The organism is Hylemonella sp. W303a (genome assembly GCF_046452315.1).
Lineage (GTDB): Bacteria > Pseudomonadota > Gammaproteobacteria > Burkholderiales > Burkholderiaceae_C > Hylemonella.
Genome location: NZ_JBKFDG010000004.1, coordinates 51,530 through 63,967, shown reverse-complemented (window position 1 = coordinate 63,967; position 12,438 = coordinate 51,530). Strand labels below are relative to the sequence as shown.

Annotated in this window: 14 protein-coding genes; 10 read left to right on the top strand and 4 right to left on the bottom strand. The window is 65.6% G+C overall.

What is annotated here, in order from left to right:
• Positions 1-47 precede the first annotated feature (47 nt).
• Positions 48-695 (bottom strand): LysE/ArgO family amino acid transporter, encoded by a 648-nt coding sequence (locus tag ACLBKS_RS08760; RefSeq protein WP_410192426.1) that lies wholly within the window; start codon positions 693-695, stop codon positions 48-50.
• Between the two features lie 359 nt (positions 696-1,054).
• On the opposite strand from ACLBKS_RS08760, the gene argP reads away from it, so the two are divergent.
• The 5 genes from argP to xdhC all read left to right on the top strand — a co-directional run bounded on the left by argP (position 1,055) and on the right by xdhC (position 6,390).
• On the top strand, positions 1,055-1,972 hold the full coding sequence (gene argP, locus ACLBKS_RS08755; RefSeq protein ID WP_410192425.1) for an HTH-type transcriptional regulator ArgP: 918 nt from the start codon (positions 1,055-1,057) through the stop codon (positions 1,970-1,972).
• Positions 1,973-2,269: 297 nt separating this feature from the next.
• On the top strand, positions 2,270-3,964 hold the full coding sequence (gene argS / locus ACLBKS_RS08750) for an arginine--tRNA ligase (RefSeq protein WP_410192424.1): 1,695 nt from the start codon (positions 2,270-2,272) through the stop codon (positions 3,962-3,964).
• An 81-nt stretch (positions 3,965-4,045) separates the two neighbouring features.
• On the top strand, positions 4,046-4,627 hold the full coding sequence (locus ACLBKS_RS08745) for an SPOR domain-containing protein (protein WP_410192423.1): 582 nt from the start codon (positions 4,046-4,048) through the stop codon (positions 4,625-4,627).
• Between the two features lie 82 nt (positions 4,628-4,709).
• A complete protein-coding gene (locus ACLBKS_RS08740; RefSeq protein WP_410192422.1) occupies positions 4,710-5,378 on the top strand; it encodes a thiol:disulfide interchange protein DsbA/DsbL in 669 nt (222 codons plus the stop codon).
• A 118-nt stretch (positions 5,379-5,496) separates the two neighbouring features.
• On the top strand, positions 5,497-6,390 hold the full coding sequence (xdhC, locus tag ACLBKS_RS08735) for a xanthine dehydrogenase accessory protein XdhC (protein ID WP_410192421.1): 894 nt from the start codon (positions 5,497-5,499) through the stop codon (positions 6,388-6,390).
• 36 nt (positions 6,391-6,426) lie between these two features.
• On the opposite strand, the gene lpoB is transcribed toward xdhC, so the two are convergent.
• Genes lpoB through ACLBKS_RS08720 form a run of 3 tightly spaced genes read right to left on the bottom strand, consistent with a single transcriptional unit; the run spans position 6,427 to position 8,881 of the window.
• Positions 6,427-7,059, bottom strand: a complete 633-nt coding sequence (lpoB, locus tag ACLBKS_RS08730; protein WP_410192420.1) for a penicillin-binding protein activator LpoB — start codon at positions 7,057-7,059, stop codon at positions 6,427-6,429.
• Between the two features lie 8 nt (positions 7,060-7,067).
• Positions 7,068-7,475 carry a DUF1425 domain-containing protein gene (locus ACLBKS_RS08725; protein WP_410192419.1) on the bottom strand — a complete coding sequence of 136 codons (408 nt, stop codon included), beginning with the start codon at positions 7,473-7,475 and terminating at the stop codon, positions 7,068-7,070.
• A gap of 11 nt (positions 7,476-7,486) precedes the next feature.
• Entirely contained in the window at positions 7,487-8,881 is a 1,395-nt protein-coding gene (locus ACLBKS_RS08720) for a COG3014 family protein (protein WP_410192418.1), read from the bottom strand.
• Between the two features lie 232 nt (positions 8,882-9,113).
• Between ACLBKS_RS08720 and ACLBKS_RS08715 the strand changes: the two genes are divergently transcribed.
• The 5 genes from ACLBKS_RS08715 (at position 9,114) to ACLBKS_RS08695 (ending at position 12,436) form a co-directional block, all read left to right on the top strand.
• Positions 9,114-9,659, top strand: coding sequence for a DUF6622 family protein (locus tag ACLBKS_RS08715; protein WP_410192417.1), 546 nt, complete (start codon positions 9,114-9,116; stop codon positions 9,657-9,659).
• A 69-nt stretch (positions 9,660-9,728) separates the two neighbouring features.
• Positions 9,729-10,022, top strand: coding sequence for a 2TM domain-containing protein (locus tag ACLBKS_RS08710; RefSeq protein ID WP_410192416.1), 294 nt, complete (start codon positions 9,729-9,731; stop codon positions 10,020-10,022).
• Positions 10,019-11,059: an alpha/beta hydrolase family protein gene (locus ACLBKS_RS08705; protein ID WP_410192415.1), complete on the top strand. Its 1,041-nt coding sequence runs from the start codon at positions 10,019-10,021 to the stop codon at positions 11,057-11,059. The genes ACLBKS_RS08710 and ACLBKS_RS08705 overlap by 4 nt, the downstream gene beginning before the upstream one ends.
• Positions 11,060-11,090: 31 nt before the next feature.
• The gene (locus ACLBKS_RS08700) at positions 11,091-11,381 is read left to right on the top strand and encodes a 2TM domain-containing protein (RefSeq protein ID WP_410192414.1); all 291 of its coding nucleotides are present in this window, start codon (positions 11,091-11,093) and stop codon (positions 11,379-11,381) included.
• Complete coding sequence (locus ACLBKS_RS08695) at positions 11,378-12,436, top strand: sensor histidine kinase (protein WP_410192413.1); 1,059 nt, start codon at positions 11,378-11,380, stop codon at positions 12,434-12,436. Before ACLBKS_RS08700 ends, ACLBKS_RS08695 begins: the two co-directional genes overlap by 4 nt.
• The last annotated feature ends 2 nt before the right edge of the window (positions 12,437-12,438 follow it).

Here is a 12,438-nt window from a genome sequence, read left to right as displayed (position 1 = left end):
CGGTGGCGCGTTGCCGCTGGGGTGCGGGTCGGTCAGAGTTCAGGCCATCAGAACAGGCTGGTCACCAGCCAGAGCGCCGTGCCCCACATCATCAGCGCGACCAGGCCGTCCAGGGCGCGCCAGACCGCGACCGAGTTGAGCCGGCGGCCAAGCCAGAACAGGGCCAGGCCCAGGCCAGCGAACCAGAGCAGCGAGCCGGTGGCGGCACCCAGGCCGAAGACGGCGCGGCCGGGGCCGCCGTCCAGGCCGTAGGCCAACGAGGCGGTGCCGATCAGCACCGCAGTGTCCAGCCAGGCATGGGGGTTGAGCCACGAGAAAGCCAGCGCGGACAGCACCGCCTGGCGGCGCGTCATGGTGGGGGGCTGGAGGGCGGCCGCCTCCAGATTCACCGGGGCCGGACGCAGGAACCGCCGCAGGGCTTGCCAGCCATAAACCGCGAGGAAGAGCACGCCCGCGCCGATCAGCGCGCCATGCAGCTTGTCAGACAAACCGCCGAGCTGGGCCAGGCCTGCCACGCCCAGCGCGATCAGCACCACGTCAGCCAGCACGCAGACGGCGACGGTGAGCGCCAAATGCTGACGCTGCAGACCCATGCGCAGCACGTGCGCGTTTTGCGGACCGATGGCCATGATGAGAGACAGGCTCAACACCATGCCAGACAGGAAGGCAGGGGAAATAGGCAGGGCGAAAGACATGACAGCACCTGAAAAGGACAAGCTGGCACCCAAGCTAAGTCAAAGCACCAGGCTCCAGCGACGACACGAGGGTTGCAGTATGGCGCTGCCGCTTGTTTTGTTTAATCCTTTTAACTTAAATTAGATAAACTCAAGAATTAATTGAGCGTTGTCGATTGTGGCTTAGCGTGCAGCGTGCAGCGTGCAGCGTGCAGCGTGCCCGCCCCCAGCCCCCAGCCCCCAGGTCTTGAGAACCTGGACGCTGTGACCGCGCTGCCTCTCGCACTGCCCACGATCTAAGGCCACGATCCACTGAACACCATCGCCATGGAAGCGGTCCCTCATGCGGCTTCTGAGGGCTGCTTCCACCCCGAATTGCCATGCTGGACGCCAAACAACTGGATGCCCTCGCCGCCGTGGTCGAGCACGGTGGGTTCGGTCCTGCCGCCCAGGCCCTGCACCTGACCCTGGCGGCCATTTCCCTGCGCATCAAGTCGCTGGAGGCCGAGCTGGGCCGCCGCCTGCTGGTGCGCGGCAAGACGGTGCGCGCCACGGCGGCTGGGCAGGCTTTGCTGGCCCATGTGAAGCAGGTGCGGGCCATGGAAGCGGACCTGCTGGCCAATCTGCAGGGCGCGGGCAGCGTGGATGGCGGCGCAGGCAGCCGCGCCTGGCAGACCTTGGGGGTGGCCATCAACGCCGATTCGGTGGCGAGCTGGTTCCTGCCCGGGGTGGCACCGGTGCTGGCGCGCCAGCGCCTGCTGCTCGACATCGTGATCGACGACCAGGACCACACCCACGACGCCCTCAAGAGCGGGGACGTGCTCGGCTGCGTCACCACCCTGGCTGAGCCCCTGCGCGGTTGCCTGTCCGAACCATTGGGCGTGTTGCGCTACCACGGCGTGGCCGCACCGGCGCTGGCGCGCGAGTGCCGTGACGGGCAGGGGCGCTTGTCCATCCACCAGCTGCTGGCCCAGCCCGCCATCATCTTCAACCGCAAGGACGCGTTGCAAGACACCTACCTGGAGCAGCATTTCGGCTTGCGCCAACCCCCTTACCCGCGCCACTACGCGCCGTCGGTGGAGGCCTTTGACACGGCCATTGCCCTGGGTTTGGGCTGGGGCATGGTGCCAGCGCACACCCTGGCGGCGCGGCGCGGCAAAGCGGAGGGTGCCTTCGAGGAGCTGCTGCCCGACGCGACCGTGGACGTGGCGCTGTACTGGCAGCACTGGGCGCGTGAGTCGCCCTCGGCGCAGATGCTGACCGCCGCCGTCAAGCAAGCGGCGCGCAAGCTGGTTTGAGCGGGAAAAGCCTCCCAAAAAAATCCCCGCCGGGCCGGAGGAGGAATGGGAGGAGTGCCGCGGCGGGGAGGTCAAGGACAGAAGCGGTTCGAACCTCGCTCAGGGAGGGAACGGGCTCAGAACCGCTGTGCAGCATAGGCAATTGGTGCCTGGGCGTAAGAGTTGGCGGATTTTGATTTTGTGCCCTTTCGTGATCCTGGTGCCCTTGTGCGTCAAAGCGTAAGTTGGGTGTGCGTTGGGCACAGGCGTGGCGCGCGGCCTGGTCGCGTGGGGCCCGGTCAGTAGAATCACCCCCCTATGTTGTCCGTCAAAAACGAGCTGCTCCAGACCCTGTCCATCGTGCTGGAACAGCTGCTGCCCGGCGCGGGTGCCCGCGCCGCGTTCGAATCCCCCAAGCTGGCCGAGCACGGCGATCTCGCCACCACCGCGGCCATGCAGATCGCCAAGCCGCTCAAGCAGCCCCCGCGCCAGGTCGCCGAGGAGCTGCGCCGCGCGCTGCTGGCCATGCCCGCCTTCTCGATCTGGGTCGAGGCCTTGGAAATCGCCGGGCCGGGTTTCATCAACATCCGCCTCAAGCCCGCCGCCAAGCAGGAAATCGTGCGCGAGGTGCTGGGCGCGGGGGAGCGCTACGGCTACCAGACGCCGCACCTGGAAAAGGGCCAACGCATGATGGTGGAGTTCGTCTCCGCCAACCCGACGGGCCCGCTGCACGTGGGCCACGGGCGCCAGGCCGCGCTGGGCGACGCCATCTCCAACCTCTACGCCACCCAGGGCTGGGAGGTCTACCGCGAGTTCTATTACAACGACGCGGGGGTACAGATCCAGACTCTGGCGGTGAGCGTGCAGGCGCGCGCGCGTGGCCTCAAGCCGGGCGACGCGGGTTGGCCCGAGAGTGCCTACAACGGCGACTACATCGCCGACATCGCGGCCGATTTCATGGCGGGCAAGACCGTGCAGGCCGATGACCGCAGCTACACCGCGAGCGGCAAGGTGGACGACCTGGACGGCATGCGCCTCTTCGCGGTGGCCTACCTGCGCCACGAGCAGGACTTGGATTTGCAGGCCTTCAACCTGCGTTTCGACAACTACTACCTGGAGTCCAGCCTCTACACCAGTGGCCGCGTCGACGCGGCGGTCGAGAAGTTGCGCGCCGCGGGCAAGACCTACGAGCAAGACGGCGCGCTCTGGCTGCGCAGCACCGACTACGGCGACGACAAGGACCGCGTCATGCGCAAGGGCGACGGCAGCTACACCTACTTCGTGCCGGACGTGGCCTACCACATCAGCAAGTGGGAGCGAGGCTTCCAGAAGGTCGTCAACATCCAGGGCACGGACCATCACGGCACCATCGCGCGCGTGCGCGCGGGCTTGCAAGCGGCGGGTGTCGGCATTCCTCAGGGCTACCCCGACTACGTGTTGCACACCATGGTGCGCGTGGTGCGTGGTGGCGAAGAGGTGAAGATCAGCAAGCGCGCGGGCAGCTACGTGACGCTGCGCGACCTGATCGAATGGACCAGCAAGGATGCGGTGCGCTTCTTCCTGCTCAGTCGCAAGCCCGACACCGAGTACACCTTCGATGTCGACCTCGCCGTGCAGAAGAACAACGACAACCCCGTCTATTACGTGCAGTACGCGCACGCGCGCATCTGCTCCGTGCTGGCGACCTGGCGCGAGAAGGACGGGGGCGATCCGGTGACCCTGCGCGACGCCGATTTGGCCGCGCTGGACACGCCGGCCGCGCACACGCTGATGCTCAAGCTGGCTCAGTACCCGGAGATGCTGACTGGGGCGGCCAAGGATTTCGCCCCGCACGATGTGGCTTTTTACCTGCGTGATCTCGCCGCCAGTTACCACAGCTACTATGATGCCGAGCGCATTCTGGTGGAGGACGAGGCCGTCAAGCGCGCCCGCCTGGCCCTGGTGGCCGCCACCGCGCAAGTGCTGCGCAACGGCTTGGCCGTGCTGGGCGTGAGTGCCCCCGAAAAGATGTGAGTGCCGGCGCGGCCCGATGGGAGGGCCCACCCCCATCACTTCCGATGCCTCTTTGAATTTTCTGCGAACCATTCCTGCGATATGAACAAGCAACGCGGCAGCACGCTCCTCGGTTTCATCATCGGCGTCGTCGTCGGCCTCGCCGTGGCGCTGCTGGTGGCGCTCTACGTGACCAAGACGCCCGTGCCCTTCATGAACAAGGGGCAGAACCGCACGCCGGAACAAGACGCGGCTGAGCAAGAGCGCAACAAGGATTGGAAGCCCAACGCGCCCCTGGCGACCAAGACCCGGCCCGCGCCGCCGCCCGCCGAACCCGAGGCTCCCGTGCCTGCGCCGGTGACGGCTCCCGCCAAGTCGGCCGATCCGCTGGGTGATTTGGCCCGAGCCAAGATCAGCGAAGACAACAAGGCGGCCAACCCCAACACGCTGGCCTATTTCATTCAGGTCGGCGCCTATTACAAGCCCGAGGACGCGGAAGCTCAGCGCGCACGCCTCTCCTTGTCGGGTGTGCAGGCGCGTGTCCTGCGCGCCGAGGATGCCTCGGGTCGACTGATTTACCGCGTGCGTGTCGGTCCCTACGAGCGCAAGGAAGATGCCGACCGCGCCGAAAGCCAGCTCAAGGCGGCGGGTCAGCAGACCGCCCAGGTGCGCGGCCAGCGCTGAGCCCGGCTCGCGCTCAATCCACGCGCTCAGCCCACGCGCCCCAATCCCGCCAACCCCCCTGCGACCAGGAGTCCCGATCACCATGCAACGCCGTGAATTCAACCGTGCCTTGACCGCCGCCGGCCTGGGCAGTGCCGCCCTCTTGCCCGCTGCTTTCCCACTGAATGCCGCGGCCCAGGGCCCGGGTTTCGAGAGTGGCCGTGACTACCTGCCGCTCAAGCAGCCCGCCCCGGTGGAAACGCCTGCGGGTCAGGTGGAGGTGGTTGAGTTCTTCTCGTATTACTGCCCGCATTGCAATGCCTTCGAGCCCACGCTGGAGGCGTGGAGCCGTCGCCTGCCCAAGGATGTGGTGCTGCGCCGCGTGCCCGTCGCCTTCGTGGGCCCGCGTCCGGAAACCCGTCAGCGGCTGTTTTACGCCCTGGAGGCCCTGGGCCAGTTGAACCAGCTGCATGCCAAGGTGTTCCGCGCCGTGCATGTCGACCGCCAGCGTCTGGAAGACCCCGCCGGCATGGCCGACTGGCTTGCGACGCAAGGCGTGGACAAGAAGCAATTCACCGACGCCTACAACTCTTTCAGTGTCGCGGCCAAGGTCGGGCGGGCCAATCAACTGGTCACGGCCTACCAGGTGGATGGCGTGCCCGCGCTGGGCGTTGCCGGCCGTTATTACACCGATGCCTCGCTGACCCGCAGCATGGAACGCTCGCTCCAGGTGGTCGATTACCTGGTGGGCGAAGTCAAGAAGGGCCGCTGACGCGCCCTGAGCCCTGGGCGGGGCGCCTGGATGCCATCGTCATGCCGTCCCTGCTGCTTGACCACGGGCGCTGCAGTCCTTCAGGCAGGCCCAAGCCTCTGACTACCGGGCACCACCCATGGATGCCGTTCTGAAGGGCGCCGCGGTGCGGGTGCGCATCGTGCGCACCGAGGGTTCGGCGCCGCGCGAAGTGGGCGCCTGGATGCTGGTTGAGCCTGTCCCTGTCTCTGTCGTGGCCTCTGCGCGCGAGTCCGCGGCGGCTGTGGCAAACGGTTTGCCGATGAACACCCAAGTGACAGGCACCATCGGCGGGGGGCACCTGGAGTTCGAGGCCATCGCCCACGCCCAGGCCTTGCTGCACGGCCAGGTTCCGCCTTCCGAACTGGACCAGCGCAAGGCGCTGGGCCCCAGCCTGGGCCAGTGCTGTGGTGGCGTGGTCTGGCTACGCTACGAGGTGCTCGACACCAGCGCAGCGCAGGCGCTGGCCGCTGAGCCGCGCACCGATGCCGTGTCCGCCTTGCCCGTGGCGCTGTTCGGTGGGGGGCATGTGGGCCAGGCTTTGGCCCGATTGCTCGCGGACTTGCCTTTCGCCCTGCACTGGATCGACAGCCGGGAAGGTATTTTTCCCGCCGACATCACCTCGCGTGCCGAGCGCCTGCGTTGTGAGCATTCGGAACCGGTGCATGCCGCCGTGCGAGACCTGACGCCAGGCAGTGCCGTGCTGATCATGAGCTTCAGCCACGCGGAAGACCTGGACATCCTCGCTGCTTGCCTGACGCGCGCTCGGCAGCACGACGATTTGCCCTACATCGGGTTGATTGGCAGCAAGACCAAATGGGCCACCTTTCGCCACCGGCTGGCGGGCAGGGGCTTTGATGAGGAGGATTTCGCGCGTGTCACTTGCCCGATTGGGGTGCCCGGCATCGCGGGAGAATTCCGCAAGCAGCCTCAGGTGATCGCGGTCGCGGTCGCCGCGCAGCTGTTGCAGCTGCCAGGACCAGGGAGGCGCTGAGCGCGCCCCGCGATCGGGCGCGCGCTCAGGAGCGGATCAACCGCCGAACAGGCTCTTCGTGCGGGTCTTGCGGATTTCCTTCTCGCTCTGGAACTCCACGATGCCGCTCTCGATGTTGGACAGCTTGAGCGTGAACTTGTAGTAGACGTCCTTGGTCGAACCGGCCGACTTCGTGATCGAAGCGAGGTTGCCGTAGAGCATGAACTTCGCGCCCAGCTGGCGGCCCATCTGCGCGGCCTTGGTCTCGTCCACCAAGCCACTGTTCTTCTGGTAGTCCAGTTGCTTTTGCACCGCGTCCATGCGTGTCATGTCCACGAAGCGGAAGCGGCGGGAATTGAGCAGCTTGGTCGAGATGGTGTCGGTGATCGACTCGGTGTCGATGTGCTCGACGGTCTTGTTCTTGATGCTCTCGATGAAGAGGATGGGACGCTCACCGTTGGGCGCGATGTCGCGCATCGCGGGCGAGGAGAGCAGATCGTCCACCATCTTCTCGGCGATCATTTGCAGATCGCTGGAGCCGAATTCGGTGTTCACGGTTTCCACGCCGGTGGCGTCGCCGTACTGAACCTTGGAGGCGCAGCCGGACAGGCCGAGCAGTCCCAGCGCGGCAGCGGCCAGCAGGGCCGTGGACGCCGAGGTTTTGAAGCTGTTGCTAAAGCTGTGTTTCATGGGAAGTCTCACTTCTTGATTTCCTGCGATTCACGGATCTGGATCTGGAAACGGCGGGCGCGGTCAAAGGGGGCTGTGCCGGTGACCGTCATGCGGTCCTTGCCAGCCAGCTTGGCGGGGCGCCAGGGACGGTCGGTCTCGTCCAGCGGCACGCCTTCGGTGTCCAGCCAGACAAACTTGTATTCGAACTTGAGTTCCTTGCTGGTGTCGTTCTTGAGAACGGCACGGGCTTGCGGCAAACCGCCTTCCACCAGCGAGAGCGAGGTCTTTTCGACTTCGATGTCGTCCTCGAACGCGCCACCGCGGAAGTCAATCAGGGAGGACGAGCTGCAGGCAGCGAGCACCAGGCTCAGCAGCACGGGCAGGCCAAGGCGCGCCGCGCCCTTGGGGGTCAGATAGGACAGTACTTGTTTCATGAGGAACTCCATCACAGAGGATAAACCCGGCTGTAGATACTACCCGGCAAAACGGTCAGGTGCAGCAAGGTGGGCTTGCCCTTGCGGATCTGTACCGTGATCGGCGGCTGCCCCGGCCGGTTAGGCAGGGCAATTTGGTGCTCGCCCTCGGCGAGGGATAAACGCATGACCTGCGCGCTACCGGGCAGGGTGAGCCAAGAGCGCAGGTCAGCTTGGTCCGTCGCGACGGTGAAGATCATCGTGGCGAGGCCCAGCAGCAGCGCTTCGTCGCTTTTCTGGCTGTTGCGCGTCACGTTGCGCTGCAATTCCTGCTTGGCGATCAGGCGCAGGAAAGAGTGCACCAGCAGATCCCAGACCTCATCCTTGAGCGTGCGCACGGCCAGCGCACGCGTGTCGGTCAACAGCGTGGTTGGATGCGTGACGCCGTTCACGGCCAACGAGTAGGCTTGCGGCGCGGGGACCGAGCGGTACACCGGAAAGCTCACGTAATTGGTCGTGGTCATGGTGTAGACCGGGATGTTGATGGCCTGCTTGACGGGCGCGAGCCCTTCTTCCAGGTAAACCACCAATTCCCCTTCGCCCTCGGCCGGAGCGATCGCCGACAAGGTGGTCGGCAGCTTCAGTTGCTGAGCCAGCTTCTTCGCATCGTCCATGCCGGACCGCAGGCCCGTGCGCACCACGTCCTTTTGCAGGTAGGTGTTGTCGGGCGCGATCTCAAGGGCCTTGCGGTAGTCGATGTAGGCGTCGTTGTTTTGGCCCGTGGCCTCGTAGATCAGGGCTGACAGGTAGAAGGTGGCCGCGTTTTGGAAACCGGACTTGACGCGGCCCGCCGCGAGGTCCATCTCGTTGAAGAACTTGTCGTAGCTGTCGGGGTTCAGCCCCTTGGACCGGGCGTCGCGTTCGGATTTTTCCCGCGCTTCGTCCACTGCATCTGCCTTCTTGGACAGCGCTTCCACCTGCACCAGGTTGGCCCGACGCACTTCCACCAACGCACCTTGCACATCGCCCTTGGCCAAGTAATTCAGGGCTTGGTACTGGTGGACAAACACCCGCTCATAGGTGCGGCCCTGGTAAGGCCTTGCGTTGTCGTTGCTGTAGAGGCTCAGGCCAGAAGCGGCCAAGGCCGAGGCAGAAATGGTGGCCCGCTCGTCCTGGGCTTGGAAACGCGTGATCGCGGCGTCGAAATCGGCCTTGCTGCCGTCGGTGCGGCCTTCAAGCTGTTGAATGCGCGCACGCTCCAGCAGATAGAGCATGCCGTCGGCACTTTGGGTCTTGCTGCCGATGGCTTTGACGGCGCTATCGGGTTTACCCGTATCCAGGGCCTGCCGGTAGGTTTGGGCCGTGGCGGGGTAGGGGATGAAGACGGAACTGCCCGCGCAGCCGGCCAGCAACGTGGCCAGTAGCACGACGGGAAGGACCAACCGGTGCCGGCGAGTGGCCGGTGTCTCCCCCCCTGAACCTGAATCACATCCCTGAATGCTTTTTTCTTGCATGTGCACCATTGTGCAATATCAAAGGCGCAGCATTTCGCGCCGCGCGGACGGCATTTCACGCCGGGCAATCCGCGTTTCGTCACACACCGCTGGTCATCCTCGGACGGGCGCTGCACAGTGCGGCCATCGACCCCAGGAGTACACCATGCTGATTCAACTGATCGCTCAACATCCCGAAGCCCTGCCATCCGTTGTCCACGGCACGCCAGCGTGGGTCTGGGGCGTCGCCGCTGGTCTGACCGTGCTGGGCGTCAGCCAACTGAAGGACCGCCAGGCCAGCCTGACCCGCGTCTCCTTGACGCCTTTGGCCATGACGGCGTTTTCCATCTGGGGCACGGTATCCGCCTTCCGCGCCTCAAGCTGGCTGACCCAGGCCCTCGCTGTCTGGATGGTGGTGACTCTGGCCGTTTTCGCCGGGGTCGCGCGTTTGCCAACGCGGGCCCGTTACGACGCGACCACCCGCAGTTACGCCATTCCTGGCAGCGTGGTTCCCTTGCTGCTCATGCTGGGGATTTTCCTGGTGAAGTATGTCGTTGGCGTGGACCTCGTCATGGCCCCGCAATTGATGCACGAATCCTCCTACGCATTTACCGTCGCAGGCGTGTACGGCGCTTTCACCGGTCTTTTCCTTGGCCGCGCCGCCCGGCTCTGGAAGCTCGCTCTGCCGAACCGTCGTGCGTTCGCCGTATGACGTCTGGCCGTATGACCGTCTGAATTCGACCGTCTACCCCCACAGTTCCCCGCATCCAGGAGCCGCACCATGCGAACCCATGACACCGAAACGAACGACCTTGAGCGCCGCGCCCGCCGCCGCGCTGGCGCCAAGCTGGGCTGGATCATCCACGCCACGGTGTATGTCGCCGTCAACCTGCTGCTGATGATCTTGTCGGCGCAGAGCCCGCGCGGATGGGCCATCTATCCGGCGGTGGGCTGGGGCATGGGCCTCGTGATCCACGGCCTGGTGGTGTTCGTGCTCACCAGCGGCGTGCATGAGCGCCTGGTGCAGCGCGAGCGCCGCCGGCTGCAGGAGCAAAGCGGAGGCACACCGTCATGAGTTTTTCATCCTGGCGCCGAGTGCGAGGTCTCCTGCCCTGCCTGGCCGTCTTCACGGCCATCGCGGCGCAAGCCCAAGTGGGCCTGCGTGAGTTGCCCGGTCTGTCCGGCGATGGTCCGGTGACGATCTTCTACCCGAGCGATGCACTGGCCCAGCCCACAGTGCGCGGGTCATTCACCTTGCAAGTCGCTCCCGATGCTGCGCCGGTGCGCGGCAACGGTCGGCTGGTGGTGCTCTCGCATGGCTCGGGCGGTTCGCCCTGGATCTACAGCGACTTCGCGATCCGACTGGTCCGGGCGGGTTTTGTCGTCGCGCTGCCCGAGCACAAAGGCGACAACTGGCATGACCACCACATGATTGGCCCCCCGTCCTGGAAACGGCGTCCGCACGAAGTGTCCCGCGCCATCGACGTGGTGGGAGCCGACCCGCAGCTCGCACCACAGCTGCGGCTGGATCGTGTCGGCATGTGGGGCATGTCCGCGGGCGGGCACACCGCGCTGGCGCTGGCAGGCGGGCGTTGGTCGCCTTCCGCATTGCGCGCGCACTGCGAGGCCCACATCGACGATGACTTCACCGCCTGCGTGGGACTCACACTGGAGTTGAAAGGCAACTGGGCCGACGGCATGAAGAAATCGGTGGCGCGCTTCTTCATCGGCTTCTTGCTGGACGACACACAGTGGTACGGGCACACCGACCCGCGCATCGCGGCCATCGTGGCCGAAGTGCCCTTCGCCGCGGACTTTGACATGGCGTCGCTGGCCCGTCCCGTCGTGCCGCTGGGGCTGGTGCGCAATGGCCAGGACGCCTGGCTCAAGCCGGCCTACCACGTGGACCCGGTACGCCAAGCCTGCACCTCTTGCACCCTGGTGCTGGACTTGCCAACGGCCGGGCATGGCTCCCTCATTTCCCCGCAAGTCCCAGACCTGAGTGGACAGGTGGCGCGACTGCTCGCTGACCCGCCCGGCTTCGACCGCGCCCAAGTGCCCCTGGCGCATGAACGCATCATTCACTACATGACTCAGCACCTGCTCCCCTAGAACCTGGTGCCTCAAACCTAGAATCTCCCCGATGTCCACCCCTCTCAGTCCCGAACAAATCGAACGACTCGCCCGCCGCCGCGCGGGCGCCAAGCTGGGCTGGTATGTCCATGCGGGCGTGTACCTGCTGTTCAACGGAGCTCTTTTTGTCTTCTCAGCCTTGGGCCTGGGCCACCGGTCTTGGAGCCTCTACCCGGTGCTGGGGTGGGGCCTGGGCGTGGTGCTGCATGGCATTGCGGTTTTTGTCCTGGGCGGTGGCAGCGGAGTGCGCGAGCGTTTGATCGAGCGTGAGCGCGAACGCTTGCGGCGTACCGGTCGATGAGGAGGATCGATCCTGTCGCGAAACTGCGGCACCTGTTGCAGGTGCTGGCTTTCTGCCTGGCGATCGCGACCATCCAATACGCTTTTTTGCCCGAGCGTGGCTATGGCGTGCAGCTGGTCTACTCTTTGTGCATCGGGCTCATCACCTGGGCCTGCATCGATTTCCCGCGCCATCTGATGCCCTCGGCGGCGGAGACAGGCTGGCCTCGGGGGCTGGAGGGCGTGATGCTGATGGGGGCAGGCATCGCGATCGGTTATTTCGTCGGCACGGCGCTGGGTGACACGCTCTGCAGGACGCTGGGGCTGCATGTCGGACCGCGGCCGGACCCGGTGGCGCAGGCGCGTCAATCGGTGCTGATCACTGCGCTGGCGGGCATCGCCGGCAGCTACTATTTCCTGAGCGCGGCGCGGCGCAGCCACCTCGAGCGCAAGATGAACGAGGCGCAGCGCCACGCTGACGAGGCGCGCTTGAAGCTGCTGGAAACGCAACTCGAGCCGCACATGCTGTTCAATACCCTGGCCAATCTGCGCGCGTTGATCGCGCTGGACCCGCCTCGCGCGCAGCAGATGCTGGACCACATGATCGCCTACCTGCGCGCGACGCTGGACGCATCACGTGCCACCACGCACCCACTGCAAACCGAATTTGACCGGCTGCGCGACTACCTGGCGCTGATGGCGATCCGCATGGGGCCGCGCCTGGCCTACGAATTGGTCCTGCCCCCTGAGCTTGCAACGCAGCCCGTGCCGCCCTTGTTGCTGCAGCCCATCGTGGAAAACAGCATCCGTCATGGCTTGGAGCCGCAGGTGCAGGGTGGCCGAATCGATGTGCGTGCGCGTCACGAGGGGGCCCTGCTGGTGCTGGAAGTCACGGACAGTGGCGTGGGTCAGGCGGTGACTGGGTCGGGTGGCGTCGTCCCTGGCGCGGGTGGTTTTGGCCTCGTGCAAGTGCGCCAGCGCTTGGCCACCCTGTACGGTGACGCAGCCAGCTATCAATTTGAGAGCGAACCCGGCGCGGGCGCGCGCACCCGCATCACCTTGCCGCTGAGTGCATGAAC